At 72.1% G+C, this 23906-nt stretch carries 12 protein-coding genes, 1 tRNA gene and 2 rRNA genes; 3 read left to right on the top strand and 12 right to left on the bottom strand.

Going from position 1 to position 23906, the window contains the following annotated elements; all coding sequences use genetic code 11:
- Positions 1–22: 22 nt before the first annotated feature.
- Positions 23–4678 (top strand): Lhr family ATP-dependent helicase, encoded by a 4656-nt coding sequence (locus FNX44_RS02810; protein WP_143646310.1) that lies wholly within the window; start codon positions 23–25, stop codon positions 4676–4678.
- Between the two features lie 60 nt (positions 4679–4738).
- On the top strand, positions 4739–5554 hold the full coding sequence (locus FNX44_RS02805; protein ID WP_143646309.1) for a DNA-formamidopyrimidine glycosylase family protein: 816 nt from the start codon (positions 4739–4741) through the stop codon (positions 5552–5554).
- Positions 5555–5947: 393 nt separating this feature from the next.
- Here the strand turns inward: FNX44_RS02805 and FNX44_RS02800 are convergent, their stop codons facing one another.
- The 8 genes from FNX44_RS02800 to FNX44_RS02765 all read right to left on the bottom strand — a co-directional run bounded on the left by FNX44_RS02800 (position 5948) and on the right by FNX44_RS02765 (position 19522).
- On the bottom strand, positions 5948–6328 hold the full coding sequence (locus FNX44_RS02800) for a helix-turn-helix domain-containing protein (RefSeq protein WP_143646307.1): 381 nt from the start codon (positions 6326–6328) through the stop codon (positions 5948–5950).
- A gap of 90 nt (positions 6329–6418) precedes the next feature.
- Positions 6419–6955, bottom strand: coding sequence for a CinA family protein (locus tag FNX44_RS02795; RefSeq protein ID WP_143646306.1), 537 nt, complete (start codon positions 6953–6955; stop codon positions 6419–6421).
- The gene (gene pgsA / locus FNX44_RS02790) at positions 6948–7703 is read right to left on the bottom strand and encodes a CDP-diacylglycerol--glycerol-3-phosphate 3-phosphatidyltransferase (RefSeq protein WP_153506765.1); all 756 of its coding nucleotides are present in this window, start codon (positions 7701–7703) and stop codon (positions 6948–6950) included. The genes FNX44_RS02795 and pgsA overlap by 8 nt, the downstream gene beginning before the upstream one ends.
- Positions 7700–9238, bottom strand: a complete 1539-nt coding sequence (rimO, locus tag FNX44_RS02785; RefSeq protein WP_143646305.1) for a 30S ribosomal protein S12 methylthiotransferase RimO — start codon at positions 9236–9238, stop codon at positions 7700–7702. Before rimO ends, pgsA begins: the two co-directional genes overlap by 4 nt.
- Positions 9239–9311: 73 nt before the next feature.
- A complete protein-coding gene (locus FNX44_RS02780) occupies positions 9312–10133 on the bottom strand; it encodes a helix-turn-helix domain-containing protein (RefSeq protein WP_143646304.1) in 822 nt (273 codons plus the stop codon).
- A gap of 273 nt (positions 10134–10406) precedes the next feature.
- Complete coding sequence (locus tag FNX44_RS02775) at positions 10407–13046, bottom strand: DNA translocase FtsK (RefSeq protein ID WP_143646303.1); 2640 nt, start codon at positions 13044–13046, stop codon at positions 10407–10409.
- An 86-nt stretch (positions 13047–13132) separates the two neighbouring features.
- Positions 13133–13789 carry a response regulator gene (locus FNX44_RS02770; RefSeq protein ID WP_143646302.1) on the bottom strand — a complete coding sequence of 219 codons (657 nt, stop codon included), beginning with the start codon at positions 13787–13789 and terminating at the stop codon, positions 13133–13135.
- 267 nt (positions 13790–14056) lie between these two features.
- On the bottom strand, positions 14057–19522 hold the full coding sequence (locus FNX44_RS02765; protein WP_143646301.1) for a HAMP domain-containing protein: 5466 nt from the start codon (positions 19520–19522) through the stop codon (positions 14057–14059).
- A 444-nt stretch (positions 19523–19966) separates the two neighbouring features.
- Between FNX44_RS02765 and FNX44_RS02760 the strand changes: the two genes are divergently transcribed.
- Positions 19967–22591, top strand: coding sequence for a SpoIIE family protein phosphatase (locus FNX44_RS02760; RefSeq protein WP_143646300.1), 2625 nt, complete (start codon positions 19967–19969; stop codon positions 22589–22591).
- A 61-nt stretch (positions 22592–22652) separates the two neighbouring features.
- On the opposite strand, the gene FNX44_RS02755 is transcribed toward FNX44_RS02760, so the two are convergent.
- From FNX44_RS02755 to FNX44_RS29940, 4 genes are all read right to left on the bottom strand, one after another.
- Positions 22653–22725, bottom strand: a tRNA-Thr gene (locus FNX44_RS02755).
- A gap of 79 nt (positions 22726–22804) precedes the next feature.
- Positions 22805–23545: a DegT/DnrJ/EryC1/StrS family aminotransferase gene (locus tag FNX44_RS02750; RefSeq protein ID WP_228449581.1), complete on the bottom strand. Its 741-nt coding sequence runs from the start codon at positions 23543–23545 to the stop codon at positions 22805–22807.
- Between the two features lie 48 nt (positions 23546–23593).
- Positions 23594–23710: ribosomal RNA gene (gene rrf / locus FNX44_RS02745) — 5S ribosomal RNA — on the bottom strand.
- A gap of 104 nt (positions 23711–23814) precedes the next feature.
- Positions 23815–23906, bottom strand: a 23S ribosomal RNA gene (locus tag FNX44_RS29940); the annotation flags it as partial.

Below are 23906 nucleotides of genomic sequence, written 5' to 3'. Positions count from 1 at the left end.
GGCGGGGTGCACGATGGGGGACATGGCTCACGCACGGCCGCTCGACGCCTTCTCCCCCGCCACCCGCTCCTGGTTCTCCTCGGCGTTCAGCGCGCCCACGGCGGCCCAGGAGGGTGCCTGGCGGGCCCTCGCGGAGGAGACGGACGTCCTGGTCGTCGCGCCCACCGGCTCCGGCAAGACGCTGGCGGCGTTCCTCGCCTCCCTCGACCGGCTGGCGTCGCAGCCGCCGCCGGCCGACCCACTGCGCCGCTGCCGGGTGCTGTACGTCTCCCCGCTCAAGGCGCTCGCGGTGGACGTCGAGCGGAACCTGCGCAGCCCGCTCACGGGCATCCGCCAGGAGGCGGCGCGGCTGGGGCAGCCCGAGCCCGACGTGCGGGTGGCGATCCGCTCCGGGGACACCCCGGCGGCCGAGCGCCGGTCGATCGCCCGCCGCCCACCGGACATCCTCATCACCACGCCCGAGTCGCTGTTCCTGATGCTCACCTCCGCGGCCCGGGAGGCGCTGCGCGGCGTGGAGACGGTGATCCTGGACGAGGTGCACGCCGTGGCGGGCACGAAGCGCGGCGCGCATCTGGCGCTGTCGCTGGAGCGGCTGGACGAGCTGCTGGACCGGCCCGCGCGGCGGATCGGGCTGTCGGCCACCGTCCGGCCGGTGGCGGAGGTCGCGCGGTTCCTGTCGCCGCGGCGGTCGGCCCGGGTGGTGCAGCCGGCCGCCGACAAGCGGTTCGACCTGCGCGTGGTCGTCCCCGTCGAGGACATGGGGGAGCTGGGCGGCTCGCCGGTGGCCGACGCCGCCGAGTCGGCGGGCGGGAAGCCGTCGATCTGGCCGTCGGTGGAGGAGCGCATCACCGATCTGGTGCAGGCGCACCGCTCGACGATCGTGTTCGTGAACTCCCGTCGGCTGGCCGAGCGGCTGTGCAACCGGCTGAACGAGATCGCGCACGAGCGGGCCACCGGCGAGTCGCTGCCGGAGGCGCACGGGCCGGCCGAGCTGATGGGCGGTTCGGGGGCCGGCTCCGGCGCCCCGGCCGTGCTGGCCCGCGCCCACCACGGCTCGGTCTCCAAAGAGCAGCGCGCCCAGGTCGAGGAGCAGTTGAAGTCGGGGCTGCTGCCCGCGGTGGTGGCGACGTCCAGCCTGGAACTGGGCATCGACATGGGCTTGGTGGACCTGGTGGTGCAGGTGGAGTCGCCGCCGTCGGTCGCCTCCGGGCTGCAGCGGGTGGGCCGGGCCGGACACCAGGTGGGCGCGGTCTCGGCGGGAGTGGTGTTCCCCAAGTACCGGGGCGACCTCCTCCAGTCCGCGGTGGTCACCGAGCGCATGCGGGAGGGCGCGATCGAGGCGCTGCGGGTGCCGGCCAACCCGCTGGACGTACTGGCCCAGCAGCTCGTCGCGATGACCGCCGTGGACAGCTGGGACGTCGACGAACTGCTCGACCTGGTCCGTCGGGCGGCGCCGTTCGGCGGGCTGCCGGAGTCCGCCTTCCACTCCGTCCTCGACATGCTGGCCGGCCGCTACCCGTCGGACGCCTTCGCCGAGCTGCGCCCCCGAGTGGTGTGGGACAGGGTCGCCGGCACGGTGAGCGCCCGACCGGGCGCCCAGCGGCTGGCCGTCACCTCCGGCGGCACGATCCCCGACCGGGGCCTGTTCGGCGTCTTCCTCGCCGGCTCCGACCCGCGGCGCGGCGGCGGGCGGGTGGGCGAGCTGGACGAGGAGATGGTCTACGAGTCCCGGGTGGGCGACGTCTTCACGCTCGGCACGACCTCCTGGCGCATCGAGGACATCACCCGCGACCGGGTGCTGGTGACACCGGCGCCCGGTGTGCCGGGCAGGCTGCCGTTCTGGAAGGGCGACCAGCTGGGCCGCCCGCTGGAACTGGGCCGCGCGCTGGGCGCGTTCGTCCGGGAGCTGGGCGGGCTGGACGCGTCGGCGGCCCGCGAGCGGCTGACGACGGCCGGTCTCGACGACCTCGCGGTGGGCAACCTGCTGACATACCTGGACGAGCAGCGCGCGGCCTGCGGACACGTGCCGGACGACCGGACGATCGTGGTCGAGCGCTTCCGGGACGAGCTGGGCGACTGGCGGGTGGTCGTCCACTCGCCGTTCGGTGCGCAGGTGCACGCACCGTGGGCGCTCGCACTGGGCGCCCGGCTCACCGAGCGGTACGGCCTCGACGCCCAGGTGATGCACGCGGACGACGGCATCGTGCTGCGGCTGCCCGACGCGGATCTGCTCGGGCTGGGCGAGTTCGGCCTGGAGGAGTTCGGGGAGGCCGCGCCGGCGCTCGGCGGGGCGGCCTCGGGCCCCGGACACGGCGAGCCGGCGGCGTTCGGTGCCGATCGTCCGCCGGTGGGCGCGGCGGACGTGCTCTTCGACGCCGACGAGGTGGACGGCGTGGTGACCGAACAGGTCGGCGGCTCCGCGCTGTTCGCCGCTCGGTTCCGTGAGTGCGCGGCCCGCGCGCTGCTGCTGCCGCGCCGCGACCCCGGCCGCCGCACGCCGCTGTGGCAGCAGCGGCAGCGGGCCGCCCAGCTGCTTCAGGTGGCCAGCGAGTTCGGCTCGTTCCCGATCGTGCTGGAGGCGGTCCGCGAATGCCTTCAGGACGTCTTCGACGTGCCGGGTCTGAGCGAGTTGATGCGGGACGTGGCGGCGCGTCGGGTCCGGCTGGTGGAGGTGACGACGCCGGAGCCCTCGCCGTTCGCGCGCTCGCTGCTGTTCGGCTACGTGGCCCAGTTCCTCTACGAGGGGGACTCGCCGCTGGCCGAGCGGCGGGCGGCCGCCCTGTCGCTGGACTCGGGTCTGCTGGCGGAGCTGCTGGGCCGTGCCGAGCTGCGGGAGCTGCTGGACGCGGAGGTCGTCGCCGACTTGGAGCGCGAGTTGCGGTGGCTGGTGCCCGAGCGGCGGCTGCGGGACGCGGAGGGGGTGGCGGACGCGCTGCGCGTGTTGGGGCCGCTCAGCGAGGAGGAGTTGGCCGAGCGCGGCGCGGAACCGGCCTGGGCGCGGGAGCTGGCCGGTGCCCGGCGGGTGGTGTCGGTGCGGATCGCCGGCCGGGAGCGGTGGGCGTCGGTCGAGGACGCCGGGCGGTTGCGGGACGCGCTGGGCGTCGCGCTGCCCGTGGGGGTGCCGGAGGCGTTCACCGAGCCGGTCAAGGACCCGCTCGGCGACCTGCTCGGCCGCTTCGCCCGCACTCACGGGCCGTTCACCACCGAGCAGGCCGCCGAGCGCTTCGGCCTCGGTGTCGCGGTGGTCGACGGCGCGCTGCACCGGATGGTGGCCGAGGGCAGGCTGGTGCGGGGCGAGTTCCATCCGGGGCGAGCCGGCGGCGGCCAGGAGTGGTGTGACGCCTCGGTGCTGCGCAGGTTGCGGCGACGGTCGCTGGCCGCGCTGCGGCAGGAGTTGGAGCCGGTGCCGCCGGCGGCGCTCGCCGCCTTCGCGCCCCGCTGGCAGCATGTGGACGGCGGTGGGCTGCGCGGGGTGGACGGACTGGCCAGGGCGGTCGAGCAGCTGCAGGGGGCGGCGGTCCCGGCGTCCGCGTTGGAGCGGCTGGTGCTGCCGAGCCGGGTGGCGGACTACTCCCCGACGCAGCTTGACGAGCTGACCACCTCCGGCGAGCTGGTCTGGGCAGGCGCGGGAGCGCTGCCCGGCAAGGACGGCTGGGTGGCGCTGTACCCGGCGGACGTGGCGCCGCTGCTGCTTCCGGAGCCGCTGCCGCTGGAGCTGTCGCCGGCGCACCGGGCGGTGCTCGCGGTCCTCGGCGGCGGCCACGGCCTGTTCTTCCGCCAGCTCGCGGAGCGGGTGGCGGCGCTGGAGCCCGCGCTGACGGAATCGCAGCTGGTCGACGCCGTGTGGGAGCTGGCCTGGTCGGGCCGGCTCACCAACGACAGTCTGGCGCCGTTGCGCAGCCTGCTCGGCAGCGGCCGGACGGCCGGGGCGACGGCGCACCGGGCGCGGCGCCGGGTGCCTCGCGGTCGGTACGGGTCGGTGGTGCCGCGCCCCGCCTCGCGCAGCGGGCCGCCGACGGTCGCCGGCCGCTGGTCGCTGCTGCCCGAGCGCGAGGAGGAGCCGACGTCGCGAGCGCACGCCCTGGGACACACCCTGCTGGACCGGCACGGGGTGGTGACCAGGGGTGCGGTCGCGGCCGAGGGCGTGGTCGGCGGTTTCGCGGCGGTCTACCGGGTGCTGTCGGCGTTCGAGGAGAGCGGGCAGGCGCGGCGCGGCTACGTCGTGGAGGGGCTGGGCGCCGCCCAGTTCGCGATGGCCGGGGCCGTCGACCGGCTGCGCGCCGCGCACAACGCGCGGGAGCGGGACGAGCGGTCGGGCGGCGCGCTGGTGCTCGCCGCGGCCGACCCGGCGAACGTCTACGGCGCGGCGCTGCCCTGGCCCGAGCCCCCGGAAGGCAGTTCCCACAAGCCCGGCCGCAAGGCGGGTTCGCTGGTGGTGCTGGTCGACGGCGAGCTGGCGCTGTACCTCGAGCGCGGTGGGCGCACCCTGCTCGCCTGGGGCGGTGAGCGGCTGCCACGCGCCGTGGCGGCGCTGGCCGACGCCGCGCGCCGCGGTCTGCTGGGTACGGTGACGGTGGAGCGGGCGAACGGCTCCCCGGTACTGACCTCCGAGATCGGCCGGGAGCTGGAGGCGGCCGGCTTCCACGCCACGCCGCGCGGGCTGCGTCTGCGGCCCTGACACCGAACCCCGGCGCCGACCCCGATTCCGCCGTGCCGCCGGCCCCGGAGAGGAGCGTCGATGCCCGAGGGAGACACGGTCTGGCGGGCCGCCCGTGCGTTGCACGAGGGGCTGTCCGGTGCCGTGCTCAGGCAGGCGGAGATGCGCGTGCCCAGGTTCGCCACGGCCGAGCTGGCCGGCCGCCGGGTGCGTGAGACCACGGCCCGCGGCAAGCACCTGCTGACCAGGCTCGAGGGCGGCCTGACACTGCACACCCATCTGGGCATGTCCGGCGCGTGGCGGCTCGCCCGCGCCGGGGAGCGGCCCGCCGGCGGGCCCGGGCACGAGATCCGGGTGCTGCTGGCCACGGACGAACGGGTGGCGGCGGGCTTCCGGCTGCCCGTCGTGGAGCTGCTGCGCACCGTGGAGGAGGACGCCGCCGTGGGCCATCTGGGGCCCGACCTGCTGGGGCCCGACTGGGACGGGGCGGAGGCGGCGCGGCGGCTGCTGGCGGAGCCGGTCAGGCCGGTCGGCGAGGCACTGCTGGACCAGCGGAACCTCGCCGGCGTGGGGAACGTGTACCGGGCGGAGCTGTGCTTCATGGCGCGTCTGGCGCCGTGGACGCCGGTCGGCGAGGTGCCCGACGTACGGCGGCTCGTCGAGCTGGCGCACCGGCTGCTGGTGGTGAACCGCGACCGCGCGCTGCGCTGCACCACGGGAGAACCCCGGCGGGACCGGGCGCTGTGGGTGTACGGCAGGGCAGGGCGGCCCTGCCGTCGGTGCGGCGGGTTGGTGGCCGTGGAGCAGCAGGGCCCCGCCGACCGGCCGCGTCCCGTCTACTGGTGCCCGCGCTGCCAGGGCGCCCCGGGATCGGGTACGGGTGGCAAGGGCACGTAGGGCGGGTGTTCCGGCGGTGGGGGCGCCGGCGGTCCGTCCGGACGCGGCGGGCGCTCCGGGGCCACGTGCAGGGGCACAAGGCCGAGGCCCCAGAGACCGAGCAGCACCAGCGCGCCGGTGGACGTCGCCGCGTCCGGGCGGGCGGCCGTCCACCACAGGGTGAGTACCCCGGCCGCGAGCAGCGGCGGGGCGAACCGCCTCGCGGACAACCGGACGCGGGGCGTGCGGGCCGTGCGAGATCGCACGAGGGGAGCGCGCATGGCTCCATGCTGGGCCGCCCGCGCCGCACACGCGAGCCTGACACAGGCCCCTTCACCAGGCCGGCCGCGCGGGGAAAAGCGAGATGCCGGGGCGTGGGCCCCGGCATCTCGGTGTACTGCTTGGTGTGACGCGTCAGGCGGCGACGACGTCCACGGCCTCGGCAGGCCGCTTGATCGTCACCCGCTCCCCCGGGCGACCTGTGACCGAGGTCACAGACACAGGGTTGAGCATGGGCCGCATCGGCGCAGGTACGGCGTCACGCGCCGCGGACTGCGCCAGCTCGGCGAGTGCCAGCTCATCGCTGACCTCGCGCATCAGCTCGGACATCCGGATGTCCAGCGCGTCACAGATCGACGACAGCAGCTCGGAGGAAGCCTCCTTCTGCCCTCGCTCGACCTCGGACAGGTAGCCGAGGGAGACGCGTGCGGATGCGGAGACTTCGCGCAGGGTGCGGCCCTGACGCTGGCGCTGCCGACGCAGCACGTCACCCAACAGGCGACGGAGCAGAATCATCGGTGGCTCCCTCCTCGGACCGCGTTCCTGGATCCTTCATGCCCCACCGTACCGCCTACAACCGTTACGGCGCCGGGCACGCTGTTGTGTTCACTCAGGGCTGTAAACATCAAGTCCCCCCACTGTGTTCCGTATGCTTCGGCCCGCGTTCTCCACGAGTTCCCCGTAGAGGAGCTCAAGAACGGCTCGGACGGTCTGGCGACGGATCTCGGCACGGTCGCCGTCGAGCGACAGCCGCTCGGCCACCGGCGGCTGCCCGTGGGGCCCGGCGACGGCCACGAAGACGGTTCCGACCGGCTGGCCGTCCTGGCGGTCCGGGCCGGCGACCCCGGTGGTGGCCACCCCCCAGTCGGTGTCCAGGGCCTCGCGCACTCCGGCGGCCATCTGGCGGGCGACCTCGGCGTCGACGGCGCCGCGGTCATCCAGCAGGGCCTGGTCGACGCCGAGCATCCGGGCCTTGAGGTCGGTGGCGTAGGCGGTGATCGAGCCGCGGAAGGCTCGGGAGGAGCCGGGGGCGTCGGTGAGCTCGACGGCCACCAGTCCGCCGGTCAGCGACTCCGCGGCAGCGACGGTCTGACCCCTGGCCGTCAGGAGTTCCACCGTCTGTTCCGCCGCCTCGTCAGCCATGCGCCTGCTCCTCCCTCACCGCCTGCTCGTTCTCGGCCTGCTCGTTCCCGGCCCGTTCGTTCCCGGTCCGTTCGTTCCCGGTCCGTTCGTTCCCGGTCGACCCGGTCTCGGTCGCCCCGTTCTCCGCGGCCAGGCCGGCCCGGCGCAGTACGACGGCCTGCCGGACGTAGTCCAGCGCGGTACCGACGGTCAGCGCGACCGCCACGGCCATCACCCACCAGCGCAGCGTGGCCAGCGGCCCGGTCAGCGCCAGGATGTACATGCCCACGGCGATGCCCTGGGCGAGCGTCTTCATCTTCCCGCCCCGGCTGGCGGGGATCACCCCGTGCCGGATGACCCAGAAGCGCATCAGGGTGATACCCAGTTCACGGGCGAGGATCACCCCGGTGACCCACCAGGAGAGATCGCCGAGCGCGGAGAGGCAGATCAGGGCGGCGCCCATGATCGCCTTGTCGGCGATCGGGTCCGCTATCTTGCCGAAGTCGGTGACGAGGTTGCGGCGCCGGGCCAGCTCTCCGTCGAACAGGTCGGTGATCATGGCGATGGAGAAGGCGGCCCAGGCCAGCGAGCGCCAGGCCGGGTCGTGACCACCCTGAGCGAGCATCAGCATCACAAACGCCGGCACCAGCAGGAGCCGGAGCATGGTGAGGATGTTGGCGATGTTCCACAGGCTCACCTGCGCCGGAGCGGAACGCTTCGTCCGTGCCACGGACCCGCTTCCCGCAGCCGAAGCCGGGACGCCCGTCATGTGCCCGCCTCCTCGTCGGCCAGGGGCTCGGCGACGAGGTCCACACCCTCCGACGCCACCGCCTTGGCTTCGACCATACGTCCGGGCTTCAGCCCGTGGGAGTCGGAGACGGTCAGCCGCACGAGGCCGTCCGTCTCGGGGGCCTGGTGGGCTGCTCGGCCGAGCACCCCGTCCTCGGTGTCCACGGACTCCACCAGCACGCTGAGCGTCTCCCCCAGGCGTTCCTCTGCGCGCTGCGCGCTCAGCTCCTCGGCGAGGAGGGAGACCCGGGCCAGCCGCTCGGCGACGAGGTCCGCGGGATGCTTGTCCTCGTAGGTGACGGCCTCGGTGCCCTCCTCGTCGGAGTAGCCGAAGACGCCGATGGCGTCCAGCCGGGCCTCGGTCAGGAAGCGTTCGAGCTCGGCGAGGTCGGCCTCCGTCTCGCCGGGGAAGCCGACGATGAAGTTGGACCGGACGCCGGCCTGCGGGGCCTTGGCCCGGATGGATTCCAGCAGGCCCAGGAAGCGGTCGGTGTCGCCGAAGCGGCGCATCGCGCGCAGCACGTCGGGCGCCGAGTGCTGGAAGGACAGGTCGAAGTAGGGGGCGACCTTGTCGGTGCCGGTGAGCACGTCGATCAGCCCGGGCCGCATCTCGGCCGGCTGGAGGTAGCTGACCCGGATCCGTTCGAGGCCGTCGACGGCGGCCAGCTCGGGGAGCAGCGACTCCAGCAGTCGGATGTCGCCCAGGTCCTTGCCGTAGCTGGTGTTGTTCTCGGAGACCAGCATGATCTCCTTGACGCCCTGCTCGGCCAGCCAGCGGGTCTCGTTCAGCACGTCGGACGGTCGGCGGGAGATGAAGGAGCCGCGGAACGTCGGGATGGCGCAGAAGCTGCACCGCCGGTCGCAGCCGGAGGCGAGCTTCACCGAGGCCACCGGGCTGCGGCCCAGTCGGACGCGCAGCGGCGGCCGTGGTCCGGACGCCGGCGCCAGCCCGTCCGGCAGGTCCGCCGGAGCGGCGGCGACCGGGTCGGCGGCTTCCGGGTCGGCGGCTTCCAGGACGGCGGTCCGCGGAGCGGCGGTGCCGTCCCCATGTCCCGGCAGGGCGACGCCGTGGCCCTCCCGCTGCCGCTCGGCGGGGCTGATCGGCAGGAGTTTGCGGCGGTCGCGCGGAGTGTGCGACGCGTGCACGCCGCCGGCGAGGATGGTCTGGAGCCGGTCGGAAATGCTCGCGTAGTCGTCGAAGCCGAGTACGCCGTCGGCCTCCGGCAGCGCCTCGGCGAGCTCCTTGCCGTAGCGCTCGGCCATGCAGCCGACGGCGACGACGGCCTGGGTCCGGCCGTGGTCCTTCAGGTCGTTGGCCTCCAGGAGGGCGTCGACCGAGTCCTTCTTGGCGGCCTCGACGAAGCCGCAGGTGTTGACGACGGCGACGTCCGCCTCGGCGGCGTCCTGGACGAGGTCCCAGCCGTCGGCCGCGAGACGGCCCGCCAGCTCCTCCGAGTCGACCTCGTTACGGGCACAGCCAAGGGTGACAAGGGCGACGGTACGGCGTTCGGGCATGGGCTCAAGACTACTTCGTCCAGCTCACCGGTCGGTCCGCCACCCACCAGCGCACCGCGTCCTGTCCGACAAATCAGCCCTGTTCCGGGTCGCCCTTGGTGTAGCTGAGCCGTTCGACCTGCCCGATGGCGCTGCTGCGGTCGACCTTCTTGCCGTTGACGTACAGCTCCACCGCGCCGCCGTTGCCCAGCACCAGGGAGATCTCCTCCTTGTCGGTGAACGTCCTGGTGTCCCCGTCTCTGAGCACGCCCTCGTGCATCAGTCGGCCGGTGTGGTCCTCGGCGGAGATCCAACTGCTCCCGCCCGTCGCGACGAGCCGGACCGTCACCCGGTTGGCGGGTGCGGCGGCGATGGCGCTGTCGGAGGGTTCGGGCTTGGGCTCCTTGGTGCGGGCAGGCTCGGTCTTCTTCGGGTCCTTGGTGTCCTTCTCCGCGCCCGACGTGGCCTCGGCGCTCGCCCCTGACTCGGCCGTCGTACGGGCGTCGCCGCCGCCTCCGAACATGGTGAAGCCGACAAAGCCGATCACCGCGACGATCGCCGCGACCATGGCGGCGGTCCAGTTGGGGCGGCGGGCCTCGGGCCTGATGCGTTCCGCTTCGAAGAGCGGCGCGGCGGACGTCGGTTCCGGACGCCCGCCGTGGTCGGCGTCGTACTGTGCGACCAGCGAGCCGGCGTCCAGACCGACGGCCCGGGCGAGCGCGCGCACATGTCCTCGCGCGTACACGTCGCCGCCGCAGCGGGAGAAGTCGTCCTGCTCGATCGCCTGCACGATCGGCACACGCACCCGGGTGGCGGAACTTACCTGGTCGACGGTCAGCCCGGCGTCGATCCGGGCCAGCTTGAGGGCTCGACCGACCGAAGGCCGGCCATCTTCGGGGGAGTTGCCGATGGACACGGGAGCGCCTTTCGAGCGTGTAGCCACCTGCTGAAGATTCAGTCTAGAGGGGCGGGGGGAGATTCGGGCAAGCGGGCGGTGGGTGTCTGTCCGCCATCGGGATTGTCCGGCGCCCCGGTGGCGGGCTGGTGGATCCTCGGGGTCGGTACGTCTACACCTGTCCCAAGTAACGTGACGTATGCCTGCGGGAAACGGTTGCCCCGCGGATCGTCACGACTCGGACTCGGAGATCTTCACAATCCGCGCCTCGCCGCCCGTCCCCGAACGGCGGGCCTAGGCCTCGCCGCGGATCGTCGCCAGCACCTCGTCGAGGTCGTCGGCCTTGATGAGCACGTCCCGGGCCTTGGACCCCTCGCTCGGCCCGACGACGCCGCGCGACTCCATCAGGTCCATCAGCCGGCCGGCCTTGGCGAAGCCGACGCGCAGCTTGCGCTGCAGCATCGAGGTGGAGCCGAACTGGGTGGTGACGACGAGCTCGGCCGCCTGACACAGCAGGTCCAGGTCGTCGCCGATCTCCTCGTCGATCTCCTTCTTGCGGCCCTGGCCGACGGTGACGTCCTCCCGGAAGACGGGGGCCATCTGCTCCTTGCAGTGCGCCACCACGCCTCGGATCTCGTCCTCGGTGACAAAGGCGCCCTGCATCCGGACGGGTTTGTTGGCGCCCATCGGGAGGAACAGTCCGTCGCCCTTGCCGATCAGCTTCTCGGCGCCCGGCTGGTCGAGGATCACCCGGCTGTCGGCGAGCGAGGACGTCGCGAAGGCGAGCCGGGAGGGCACGTTCGCCTTGATCAGTCCGGTGACCACGTCCACCGAGGGCCGCTGGGTGGCCAGGACAAGATGGATGCCGGCCGCGCGGGCCAACTGGGTGATGCGGACGATCGCGTCCTCCACGTCCCGGGGGGCCACCATCATCAGGTCGGCCAGCTCGTCGACGATGACCAGCAGGTACGGGTAGGGCGCCAGCTCACGCTCGCTGCCGGCCGGCGGGGTGACCTTGCCGGAGCGGACGGCGGCGTTGAAGTCGTCGATGTGCCGGTAGCCGTACGCGGCCAGGTCGTCGTAGCGCAGGTCCATCTCCCGCACCACCCACTGGAGGGCTTCCGCGGCCCGCTTGGGGTTGGTGATGATCGGCGTGATCAGGTGCGGGATGCCCTCGTAGGCGGTCAGCTCGACCCTCTTGGGGTCGACGAGCACCATGCGCACGTCCTCGGGGGTGGCCCGCATCATGATGGAGGTGATCAGGCAGTTGATGCAGGAGGACTTTCCGGAGCCGGTGGCGCCGGCGACCAGGATGTGCGGCATCTTCGCCAGGTTCGCGGTGACGTAGCCGCCCTCGACGTCCTTGCCGAGCGCGACCAGCATGGGGTGCTCGTCCCCGACGGCGTCGGCGGAGCGCAGCACGTCGCCGCAGTTGACCATCTCCCGGTCGGTGTTGGGGATCTCGATGCCCACCGCCGACTTCCCCGGGATCGGCGAGATGATCCGCACGTCCGGGCTAGCGACCGCGTAGGCGATGTTCTTCGTGAGCGCGGTGATCTTCTCGACCTTGACCGCGGGCCCCAGCTCGACCTCGTAGCGGGTGACGGTCGGGCCCCGGGTGAAGCCGGTGACCGCCGCGTCCACCTTGAACTCGGCGAACACGGTGGTCAGCGAGTCGACGACGGCGTCGTTCGCGGGGCTGCGGGTGCGGCCGGGGCCGCCCCGCTCCAGCAGGTCGAGCGAGGGCAGCGCGTAGGTGATGTCCCCGCTGAGCTGGAGCTGCTCGGCGCGCGACGGCAGTCCCTCGACGGGGTCCGCCGCCGGTTTGGTGAGGTCGGGAACGCCGCCCGCGGTCTCGTCCGGGCTCCCGGCGGGTAGGTCCTCCTGCGGCGGCCGCGCGGCGGGGCGGCGACGCCCGGAACCGCCGCTGAGTTCGGCGATGAGCGGCGAGGGCTGCACGCCGTGCAGGACCGCGCCGTCCAGGTCCAGGTCGGCCGCGGCACCGGCGGCCAGGTCGACGGCGCCCACGGAGTCGTCCGGGCCGGCGTCCGAGGGCTGCGGGGCGGCGCGCTGGGCGCGGCGGCGGTCCAGCGCGCGCTTCTCCGCGTGCACCGGGTCTACCTGCTTGCGGAAGTCGGCCCGCCGACGGGTCGGCGGCGCCTCCTCGGTGTCGTCCGGCTCCTCGTCGGCGGCCGGGCGGGTCCGGCCGTCGTCGGCGACCACTCCCAGCCGCACGCCCAGCTGCCGCAGGCGCTGCGGGATCGCCACCACGGGCGTGGCGGTGACGACCAGGACGCCGAAGAGCGTCAGGAGGACCAGCAGCGGTACCGCCAGCACCTCGCTGACGGTGAGGATCAGCGGTTTTGACGCCGCCCAGCCGATCAGCCCGCCCGCGTCGCGCATCGCGTCATGGCCCTCACCGCGCCCCGGCGCGCCGCAGGCGATGTGGACAAGACCGAGCACGCCGAGCACCAGCGTGGTCAGGCCGATGACGATGCGGCCGTTGGCCTCCTGCTTCTCCGGATGCCTTATGAACCGCACGGCCATCACCGTGAGCAGTATCGGCACCAGCAGATCGAGCCGTCCGAAGGCACCGGTCACCAGCATGGTGACCAGATCGCCCACCGGGCCGCGGAGGTTGGACCAGGTGCCGGCGGCGACGACCAGCGCCACGGCGAGCAGCAGCAGCGCCACCCCGTCCTTGCGGTGGGCCGGGTCGAGCCCCTTCGCGCCGCGCCCTATGCCGCGGAACACCGCGCCGACGGCGTGCGCGACGCCGAGCCAGAGCGCCCGCAGCATGCGGTAGAGGCCGTTGCGGGGCGGCGGTGCCGCCTTCTTGGCCGGAGGGCGGCGGGCGGCGGCCTTCTTCGCCGGCGCGCTCCGGCCCGCGCTCTTCTTCGCGGGTGCCTTCTTGCCGGACGTGGAGGGGGCCATGGTGGTGAGATTACCGTCGTCGGGCTGGAGAGACACGGATGGATACCGGCCGCCGCGTGCTGACCGCACGTCAGCCGGCCCGCCGGTCAGCCGGCGCCCGGCTCCAGCGCGTCAAGTGCCCTGCGCAGGCCGGTCAGTTTGCGCTCCAGATGGGCGGCGGTCGCCACCGCGCCGCTGTCCGCGCTGTCGGAGAGCTGTTTGGAGAGCGCCTCGGCCTGCTCCTCCACGGCGGCCAGCCGCGCCGACAGCTCGGCGAGCAGCCCGGCGGACTCCCCCTCGCCGGTGCCGTCCTCACCGTCGCCCCGGCCGCCGTCCAACTGCAGCCGCAGCAACGACGCCTGCTCCCGGAGCTGGACGTTCTTCATGTACAGGTCGACGAAGACGGAGACCTTCGCGCGCAGCACCCACGGGTCGAACGGCTTGGAGATGTAGTCCACCGCGCCGGCCGCGTAGCCGCGGAAGGTGTGGTGCGGGCCGTGGTTGATGGCGGTGAGGAAGATGATGGGGATGTCCCGCGTCCGCTCCCGGCGCTTGATGTGCGCGGCGGTCTCGAAGCCGTCCATGCCCGGCATCTGCACGTCCAGCAGGATCACCGCGAAATCGTCCGTGAGAAGTGCCTTGAGCGCTTCCTCCCCTGACGATGCCCGCACCAGCGTCTGATCGAGCGCGGAGAGGATGGCCTCCAGCGCCAGCAGATTCTCCGGCCGGTCATCGACCAGGAGGATCTTGGCCTTCTGCACCATGGCCCGTCCTCCTCGCCCCGGCAGCGCCTGGGACGCCACCCCTGGGGACGACTCCTTTGCGCCGCCCGTCCTTGTGCCGGTCATGGTAGCCGCACCTCGCGGCCCACCACACCCTGTCACCGAGATGTCACTGTGCACGTAGCGGGAACGCACCGCAGCCTCGGAAGGTTCCTGACACCACGTGCCGACACACCGTCGGCGACGACCGATGACCGGCCTCACCGACGGCGTGTCAGACACCTTACGGCGCCCGGCGCCTGTCCGGGATCAGTCCTCCCGCATCCAGCGGTCCATCACCGACAGCAGGTGGTCGGTGTCGACCGGCTTGGTGACGTAGTCGGAGGCGCCGGCGTCGATGCTCTTCTCCCGGTCGCCCTTCATCGCCTTCGCGGTGAGCGCGATGATGGGCAGCCCGGCGAACTGCGGCATCCGGCGGATGGCCGCTGTCGTCGCGTAGCCGTCCATCTCCGGCATCATGATGTCCATCAACACCAGCGCGGTGTCCTCGTGCTGCTCGAGGACCTCGATGCCCTCCCGGCCGTTCTCCGCGTACAGCACCTGGAGCCCGCTCTGTTCGAGCACGCTGGTGAGCGCGAAGACGTTCCGGATGTCGTCGTCGACGATGAGCACCTTGCGTCCGCGGAAGCGCTGCGCCAGTTCGGCGGTACGGGACGCGGTCTGCGAGCGGGCCTCCGCGCCGTCCTCCTGCGGACGGACGCCGGCGGCGGCCGCCCGCCGCCGACTGCGCTCGGCCAGGGTGTGGGCGGCCTGCTCGGCGTCGCGGGTCGCCGACGGCAGCGCCAGCGGGCGCTCGGCGGCCGGTACGGCCCGCTGCTCGGCCTCCGGACGCTCCTCCTCCGCCACCGACTCGGTGGGCGCGCCGGCGGGCTGTGGGTAGCCGTGCGGCGGCAGCTCCGTCGGGTACAGCGGCAGGTACAGCGTGAACGTCGAACCGCGTCCCGGCTCGCTGACGGCGTGGATCTCGCCACCGAGCAACCGGGCGATCTCCCGGCTGATCGACAGTCCGAGGCCGGTGCCGCCGTACTTGCGGCTGGTGGTGCCGTCGGCCTGCTTGAACGCCTCGAAGATGACCCGCATCTTGCTCTGCGCGATACCGATGCCGGTGTCGGTGACGGAGAACGCGATCAGGTCGGCGTCCGCGTCCCGCAGCGAGCCGTGCTCGATCATCTGCTCGCGGATGGCGACGGGGACGTCCGAACCGGCCGAGCGGATCACCAGCTCCACCGCGCCGCTGTCGGTGAACTTCACCGCGTTGGACAGCAGGTTGCGCAGCACCTGGAGCAGCCGCTGCTCGTCGGTGTGCAGCGTCGGCGGCAGCTCCGGCGAGACCCGCACCGAGAAGTCCAGGCTCTTCTCCGCCGTCAGCGGCCGGAACGTGGCCTCGACGTAGTCCACCAGCTGCACCAGCGCGATCCGGGTCGGGCTGACGTCCATCTTGCCCGCCTCGACCTTCGACAGGTCCAGGATGTCGTTGATGAGCTGGAGCAGGTCCGAGCCGGCGCCGTGGATCGTCTCGGCGAACTCCACCTGCTTGGGCGAGAGGTTGCCCTCGGCGTTGTCGGCGAGCAGCTTGGCGAGGATCAGCAGCGAGTTGAGCGGGGTGCGCAGCTCGTGCGACATGTTGGCCAGGAACTCCGACTTGTAGCGCATCGAGACCGCGAGCTGCTCGGCGCGCTCCTCCAGGACCTGCCGGGCCTCCTCGATCTCCGAGTTCTTGATCTCGATGTCCCGGTTGGTCTGCGCGAGCTGGGCCGCCTTCTCCTCCAGCTGGGCGTTGGAGTCCTCCAGCGCCTTCTGCCGGTTCTCCAGCTCCGCCGACCGTTCCTGGAGCTGCTCGGTGAGCTCCTGGGACTGCTCCAGCAGGATCTCGGTCTTGGTGTTGACGCTGATGGTGTTGACGCTCGTGGCGATCATCTCGGCGATCTGGCTGAGGAAGTCCTTCTGGATCTGGGTGAACGGCTGGAACGCCGCCAGTTCGATCACGCCGAGCGTCGCACCCTCGAACACCACCGGCAGCACGACGACGTGTGTCGGGGTCGCCTCGCCAAGACCGGAGGTGATCTTCAGATAGCCGGCCGGGGCGTTCTCCATCAGGATCGTGCGCTTCTCGATGGCCGCCGTGCCGACGAGGGAGTCGCCGGGCGAGAAGGTGGTCGGCATGCTGCCGAACGCGTAGCCGTAGGAGCCCAGCAGCTGCAGCTCGTAGGAGCCGCCCTCGCCCTCCCCGACGGGGCTGCCGCCGTGTTCGCCGCCGGTCGGCACGGCGAGGAAGAACGCGCCGTGGTGCGCGGAGACCGCCGGCGTCAGCTCGCTCATGATGAGCTGGGCGACGTCCTTGAGGTCCCGACGGCCCTGCATCAGGCCGGAGATGCGGGCCAGGTTGCCCTTCAGCCAGTCCTGCTCCTGGTTGGCCAGAGTGGTTTCGCGCAGGTTGCTGATCATCGTGTTGATGTAGCCCTGGAGCTCCAGGATCTCGCCGGCGGCGTCCACGTCGATCCGCACCCCGTGGTCGCCCCGGGTGACGGCGGTGGCCACCTGGGCGATCGCGCGCATCTGCCGGGTCAGGTTGCCGGCCATCTCGTTGACGGAGTCCGTCAGGTCCTTCCAGGTGCCGGCGGCGTCCCGGACCCGGGCCTGGCCGCCCAGCTTGCCCTCGGTGCCGACCTCGCGGGCCACCCGGGTGACCTGCTCGGCGAACGAGGACAGCTGGTCCACCATCGTGTTGATCGTCGTCTTCAGCGCCAGGATCTCGCCCCGGGCGTCGATGTCGATCTTCTTGGTGATGTCGCCCTTGGCGATGGCGGTGGTGACCTGGGCGATCTGCCGCACCTGACCGGTGAGGTTGTTCGCCATGGAGTTCACCGACTCCGTGAGGTCCTTCCAGGTGCCCGAGACGCCCGGCACCCGCGCCTGGCCGCCCAGGATGCCGTCGGTGCCCACCTCGCGGGCGACCCTGGTCACCTCCGCCGCGAACGACGACAGCGTCGTCACCATCGTGTTGACGGTGTCCGCGAGCTGCGCGAACTCGCCGCTCGCGTCGACCGTCACCTTCTTCGTCAGATCGCCGTTGGCGACCGCTGTGGCGACCTGGGAGATGTTCCGCACCTGACCGGTGAGGTTGTTCGCCATCAGGTTGACGTTGTCGGTGAGGTCCTTCCAGATGCCGGAGACGTCCCGCACCTGCGCCTGGCCGCCCAGCTTGCCCTGGGTGCCGACCTCCCGGGCCACCCGCGTCACCTGCTCGGCGAACGACGACAGCTGGTCCACCATCGTGTTCACGGTGGTCACCAGGGCCAGGAACTCGCCCTTGGCGTCGACGGTGATCTTCTTCGAGAGGTCGCCCTGGGCGACGGCCGTGGTGACCTCGGCGATGTTCCGGACCTGGGAGGTCAGGTTCTGCGCCATGCCGTTCACCGACTGCGTGAGGTCCTTCCACGTGCCGGAGACGCCCTTGACCTCGGCCTGGCCGCCCAGCTTGCCCTCGGTGCCCACCTCGCGGGCCACCCGCGTCACCTGCTCGGCGAACGACGACAGCTGGTCCACCATCGTGTTGATCGTCGTCTTCAGCTCCAGGATCTCGCCCCGGGCGTCCACGTCGATCTTCTGCGACAGGTCACCGCGCGCCACCGCCGTGGCCACCTGCGAGATGTTCCGCACCTGGGCGGTGAGGTTCCCGGCCATGGAGTTCACGGAGTCCGTCAGGTCGCGCCACACCCCGGCCACGCCCGGGACCTGCGCCTGGCCGCCCAGCCGGCCCTCCGTGCCGACCTCCCGGGCCACCCTGGTGACCTGGTCGGCGAAGGCGGAGAGCTGGTCGACCATCGTGTTGATCGTGTTCTTCAGCTCCAGGATCTCGCCCCGGGCGTCGACCTCGATCTTCTGCGACAGGTCACCGCGTGCCACCGCCGTCGTGACCTGCGCGATCTGGCGCACCTGCGAGGTGAGGTTGCCGGCCATGAAGTTGACCGAGTCCGTCAGGTCCTTCCAGGTGCCGGACACGCCGTCGACCCGCGCCTGGCCACCCAGCCGGCCCTCGGTGCCCACGTCCCGGGCCATCCGGGTGACCTGCTCGGCGAAGGAGGAGAGCTGGTCGACCATCGTGTTGACGGTGTTCTTCAGCTCCAGCATCTCGCCGGACACGTCCACGGTGACCTTCTGCGACAGATCACCGTTCGCCACCGCCGTCGTCACCTGCGCGATGTTGCGGACCTGCCCCGTGAGGTTGCGGAACGCGGTGTTGACGGAGTCGGTCAGGTCCTTCCAGGTGCCGGCCGCGCCCGGCACCTGCGCCTGACCGCCCAGCTCGCCCTCGACACCGACCTCGCGGGCGACCCGGGTGACCTCCGCGCCGAAGGAGGACAGCTGGTCGACCATCGTGTTGACGGTGTTCTTCAGCTCCAGCATCTCGCCGGACACGTCCACGGTGACCTTCTGCGACAGATCACCGTTCGCCACCGCCGTCGTCACCTGCGCGATGTCCCGCACCTGGCCGGTGAGGTTGCGGAACGCCGTGTTGACGGAGTCCGTGAGGTCCTTCCAGATCCCGGCGGCGCCCGGCACCTGCGCCTGACCGCCGAGGATCCCCTCGGTACCGACCTCGCGCGCGGCGCGCGTCACCTCGTCGGCGAACGTGCGCAGGGTCTCGGTCATCGTGTTGATCGTGCCGGCCAGCTTCGCGACCTCGCCGCGTGCGTTGACCGTCACCTTCTGCGACAGATCACCGCTGGCCACCGCGGTGGTCACCCGCGCGATCTCCCGGACCTGCGAGGTCAGGTTGCCGGCCATCAGGTTCACCGAGTCGGTGAGGTCCTGCCACACACCGGCGACGCCCTCCACCCGCGCCTGGCCGCCCAGCTCGCCCTCGGTGCCGACCTCCCGGGCCACCCGGGTCACCTCGGACTGGAACGAGGAGAGCTGGTCCACCATCGTGTTGACGGTGTTCTTCAGCTCCAGCATCTCGCCCTCGACGTGCACGGTGACCTTGCGAGACAGGTCACCCTTGGCGACCGCCGTCGTCACCAGCGCGATGTCCCGCACCTGAGCGGTCAGCCGGGACGCCATCGTGTTGACGGAGTCCGTGAGGTCCTTCCAGGAGCCGGACATGCCGCGGACCTTCGCCTGACCGCCCAGCTTGCCCTCGGTGCCGACCTCGATCGCCACCCGGGTCACCTCGTCGGTGAACACCGACAACAGGTCGACCAGGCCGTTCACCGTCTTGCCGACCCGCAGGAACTCCCCGCGCAGCGGCTGCGTGCCGCCGCCGGCCCCCGGGACTCGCAGGTCCATGCGCTGCTGGAGGTCGCCCTCGGCGACCGCCGCCAGCACCTGGCCCACCTCGGACACCGGCCGCACCAGATCGTCGACCAGCGCGTTCGCCGCGTCGACCGACTCGGCCCAGGAGCCCTCGCAGGCGCCGACCTCCAGCCGTTCGGTGAGCTTGCCGTCCCGGCCGACGACCCGCCGAACCCGGTTCAGCTCGCCCGCCAGGTGCATGTTCCGGTCGGCGACCTCGTTGAAGACGGCGGCGATCTCGGCCATCGGGCCGTCGCCGGCCACCGTCAGCCGTTTGCGGAAGTTGCCGTCCCGCATCGCCGTCAGGGCGACCCGCAGCCTCTCCAGCGCCGCCGCGTCCACCTCGACGGTCGCCGACCGTCGGGCTCGTCCGCTCTTCGTCCGCGTGCTCGCCGCGCGCGTCGCAGCGCCAGACTCCACCGTGTCCCTCCCGCAGGGTCGTCCGTCCCGCCCGGTTCCTCTCACGAGCCTTCCCAGTGTTTCACTCCGACAGAACCTGGCGATAACAGTTCGGCAGCATCGCACACCAGGGCCGGCACACGCCTCCGGGCGAATCATCATCACCCGCGCCCAATCGGCTCGCGAACGTAAGTAACCTGGCCCACGGCTGCCTTTCCGCCCCGCTCGGGCCGAAACCGGGGAAGCACCACCCGGAGTGGGCAGAAGTCGGACGCGGAGTGAGTACATGGGGCAGACGGAGGGGCGGCCGCGGTGAACCAGCAGAGCGCCGAGCGGGGACGAGCCACGCGGACCCGGGGCACGACGGGCACGACGGGGACGTCGGGCACGTCAGACCCGTCGGGCACGACAGCCGGACGCGTACTGCCGGAACAGGCCGCTCCGGACGGGGACAGCACACGACGTATGGGGAGACCAGTGATCACGGCCCGGGCCGCCGCCACCTTCGAGCCGGTCGGACGATCGGTCGCGGCCGCCCGCGCCTTCGTCCGCGACACCCTGCACGGCTGGGGCCTCCAGGAGGTGGTCGACGACGCCGTCGTACTGACCAGCGAACTCGTCACCAACGCGGTGGTGCACGCGGGCACCACCGCCGAGGTGATCTGCCTGCGGGACCGCGAGGGCGTACGGGTCGAGGTCGCCGACCGCCACCCCGAGCGGGAGCTGCCGCTCCAGGAGCCCGGACTGCACATGGGCAACCCCGACCGGGAAGGCGGCCGCGGACTGCTGCTGTGCGGCGCGCTCGCCTCGCACTGGGGCGTCGACTACACCACGGCCGACAAACGCGTCTGGTTCCGCCTCGACCTCCCCGAGCGACCCGTCGGCACCCGCAGCGCCGGACCGGCGCTGCCGGACGACCGGCTCCCGGTGGCGGACTCCCGCGTCCGGGTGGCCGTCGTCCAGATCGACCGGCTCGGCACCGTCTCCGCCTGGAACGACGACGCCTCGGCCCTCTTCGGCTACCCGCCGGAGAAGGTCGTCGGCAAGCCGCTCAGCGACCTCGCCGCCTGGCCGCACACCCCCGGCACCGGTACCGGCATCGCCGAAGCCCTGGCCCTCTCCCGCTGGGAGGGCACCTACGGAATCCGCGGCGCCGACGGGCGCACCCAGCCGGTGTATGCCTCCCACCTGCGGGTGCGGGACGCCCAGGGCGAGCCGTCCACCGTCTGCCTGCTGGTCCCGGAATCCGAGCGGGCCGTACTCCAGTCCGCGCCGCGCTCCGCCGCGTCCGACGGCGGCACCGGGCAGGAGAACCGCGACCGCTCCACGACCGACCCGTTCGAGGCGTTCATCGGCTCCCCCGCCCCCGAGGACCTGGACGGCCTGCTCCAGCGCACCGTCGAACGCGCCCGCGACATGCTCGACGCCGACGCCGCCTACCTGCTGCTCGCGACCGATGACGAGACGGAACTGGAGGTCCGCGCCTCCACCGGGCTGCCCGCCGCCCGCCAGCGCTTCGCCCGGGTCCCCGTCGAGGCCGGCAGCGGCCGGTACGGCAGTGCCCGTATGCCGTCGGTCCACGAGGACGTCGCCGCCGTGCCCGGCGCCGTGCCGCTGCTGTCCGGCACGGGAATGCGCTCGGTCGTCACCGTCCCGCTGAAGGTCGAGGGCCGCCTCACCGGCTCGCTCGGCGTCGCCGCCGAAACCCCCGGCCGCTACAGCAACGAGGAGGCGCTGCGCCTCCAGTTCGCCGCCGACCGCATCGCGCTCGCCGTCGAATCCGCGCGCCTCACCGAACTCGAGCGGCTGCGGCGCGGCTCCCTGTCGTTTCTCGTCGAGGCCTCCGACCTGCTCGCCGGCACCCTCGACCGGGACCAGACGCTGGCGCTCATGGCGCAGATGACCGTGCCCACACTCGCCACCTGGTGCGCCGTCTACACCATCGCCGACCCCACCTCCGAGCCGGAACTCTCCTACGTCCTGCACGAGGACGAGGACCAGATCGACGGGCTCAAGGCGCTGCTCGGCAAGGTCGCCCCGCCGGACCCGGTCCTGGCGCCCGGCGCCCGCGCCTGGACCGCGCCCGGCGATGCCGCGCACTCCGCGGCCCTCCGCACCTCCCTGCGGAACCTCCTGCTCGACGACCCTTCCCTCTCCTCCCCCGGCACCACCCTCGCCACCGCCTCGACCGTCGGCGGGGAGACGGTCGTCCTGCCGCTGGTCGCGCGCAACCGCGTGATCGGCATGCTCATCCTCGGCAAGCCGCTGGAGGAGCGCTTCCGCCAGGAGATCCTGGAGCTGGCCGAGGACCTGTCCCGCCGGGCGGCGCTCGCCCTGGACAACGCCCGCCTCTACTCCGAGCGCACGGCCATCAGTCAGTCCCTCCAGCGCAGCCTGCTCCCACCCGAGTTGCCGGAGGTTCCGGGTGTGGAGGTCGAGGTGATCTACCGCGCCGCCGGCGAGGGCAACGAGGTGGGCGGCGACTTCTACGACGTCTTCCCCATCCGCGACGGCGCCTACGGCTTTGCCATCGGCGACGTGTGCGGCACGGGGCCGGAGGCCGCCGCGGTCACCGGCCTCGCCCGACACGCCCTGCGGCTGCTCGCCCGCGAGGGGTTCGGCGGCCCCGCCGTCCTCGAACGCCTCAACGCCGCGATCCTCGACGAAGGCGCCCGCAGCCGCTTCCTCACTCTGCTTTACGGCGAGTTGTGGCCGCAGCCCGACGGCGGCGCCGTGCTGAAGGTCGTGTGCGCCGGACACCCGCTTCCGCTGCGGCTGCGCCAGGACGGCACCGTCGAGCCGGCCGCCGACCCCCAGCCGCTGCTCGGTGTCATCGAGGACCTGGAACTCGACGAGCAGACGTTCACCCTCGACCCCGGCGACGTCCTGCTGTGTGTGACCGACGGCGTCACGGAACGGCGTGAGGGCGCACGTATGTTGGGAGACGACGGGCTCGCCGACTGCCTCAGCGGCTGCACCGGCCTCACGGCGGGCGCGGTCGCCGCCCGGGTCATGCGCGCGGTCGAACGCTTCGCCGCCGACGCGCCGTCGGACGACATGGCGATTCTCGCGATGCGCGTTCCGGAGTGACGGCAGCGGGGTTCCCGGAACGCCGAAAGGCCCGCCTCATGGCGGGCCTTTCAGGTGTGAGAGCCCCAAAACGGAATCGAACCGTTGACCTTCTCCTTACCATGGAGACGCTCTGCCGACTGAGCTATTGGGGCGCGTCGACATGGTCGATCATACCCGATCCCACGGGCCGCTCTGACCACCGGAGTACCCGGCCGAGCTTGACCTGACGGCTCAGCAGGCCGGCTCGCAGAGCAGGCCGCCGAGGCGGTTGCAGGCGGACGCCACACGGTTCAACTCGCGCCGGGACATGGCTGGTTGCAGCGAGAGGGCAAGACACTCCGCCGCCGCCCGATCGGTCTCCGGGAGACGCGCACCGGCAGCCCGGTGCGCGGGGAGGCGGTGCGCCGGAGTCCCCACCGGAACAGAGCAGTCGACTCCGCGTGAGCGAAGCGCGTTCCGGAATGCGTCGCGGTCGGGGCGCCCGTTCCCCGGTACACGCACCACAAACCGCTCGAAGGTGTGGTCGGCCCCAGGCCGAACCGACGGCGGAAACACGCCGCGCAACCGTGAGGCGAGGTACTCGGCGTTGCGCCGCCGCAGCACCACGTCGGGCGAAAACACCGACGACAACGGCCGTTCCGACTCCACGAGTCGCACCGAGCGCCGCTGGCACAACTCTTCAAGGGACACCATGTCGGCCGGGTGCCCGAAGAGGTGCAGCGCGAGGACGCCCACCGAACGGCTGGTCAGAGCCGACTCGGCAGCCGCGGGAGAGAGGCAGAAGCTCGCGGGGTCGATGTCCGCGAAGACCGGGACTCCGCCGGCGGCGGCAACGGCGTCAGCCGCCTCCTCGCCGCCGAACGACGGCAGCACCACCTCGTCACCGGGCCGCAGGTCGAGCTTCGCCAGCTGTGTCATCGCCATGACGGCATCCTCGGAGCCGGACGTGAACAGCCGGTGACGCGAACGCAGAAAAGCGTGAACCCCCGGAAGAATTCCGGGGGTTCACGCTCAATATTTGTTCGGCGGCGTCCTACTCTCCCACACGCTCCCGCATGCAGTACCATCGGCGCTGACAGGCTTAGCTTCCGGGTTCGGAATGTAACCGGGCGTTACCCCATCGCTATGACCACCGAAACACTATGAAACAAACAACCCGGCAAACCCACCACACACAAACATGTACGGTTCGGGTTCCGGCAGCTGTTGCCTCAGAACCAACACAGTGGACGCGAGCACATATGGTCAAGCCCTCGGCCTATTAGTACCGGTCAACTCCAACCCTCACAGGTCTTCCATCTCCGGCCTATCAACCCAGTCGTCTACTGGGAGC

The sequence above is a fragment of the Streptomyces alkaliterrae genome, assembly GCF_007097205.2.
GTDB classification, from domain to species: Bacteria; Actinomycetota; Actinomycetes; order Streptomycetales; family Streptomycetaceae; genus Streptomyces; species Streptomyces alkaliterrae.
The sequence above is the reverse complement of the archived record's forward strand: the minus strand, read 5'-3'. Positions and strand labels throughout refer to the sequence as shown.

Bases quoted from the DNA above. Each gene is read 5' to 3' on its own strand.
- FNX44_RS02810 (WP_143646310.1), top strand. From the start codon at position 23: ATGGCTCACGCACGGCCGCTCGACGCCTTCTCCCCCGCCACCCGCTCC.
- FNX44_RS02805 (WP_143646309.1), top strand. From the start codon at position 4,739: ATGCCCGAGGGAGACACGGTCTGGCGGGCCGCCCGTGCGTTGCACGAG.
- FNX44_RS02800 (WP_143646307.1), bottom strand. From the start codon at position 6,328: ATGATTCTGCTCCGTCGCCTGTTGGGTGACGTGCTGCGTCGGCAGCGC.
- FNX44_RS02795 (WP_143646306.1), bottom strand. From the start codon at position 6,955: ATGGCTGACGAGGCGGCGGAACAGACGGTGGAACTCCTGACGGCCAGG.
- pgsA (WP_153506765.1), bottom strand. From the start codon at position 7,703: ATGACGGGCGTCCCGGCTTCGGCTGCGGGAAGCGGGTCCGTGGCACGG.
- rimO (WP_143646305.1), bottom strand. From the start codon at position 9,238: ATGCCCGAACGCCGTACCGTCGCCCTTGTCACCCTTGGCTGTGCCCGT.
- FNX44_RS02775 (WP_143646303.1), bottom strand. From the start codon at position 13,046: ATGGCCCCCTCCACGTCCGGCAAGAAGGCACCCGCGAAGAAGAGCGCG.
- FNX44_RS02770 (WP_143646302.1), bottom strand. From the start codon at position 13,789: ATGGTGCAGAAGGCCAAGATCCTCCTGGTCGATGACCGGCCGGAGAAT.
- FNX44_RS02760 (WP_143646300.1), top strand. From the start codon at position 19,967: ATGGGGAGACCAGTGATCACGGCCCGGGCCGCCGCCACCTTCGAGCCG.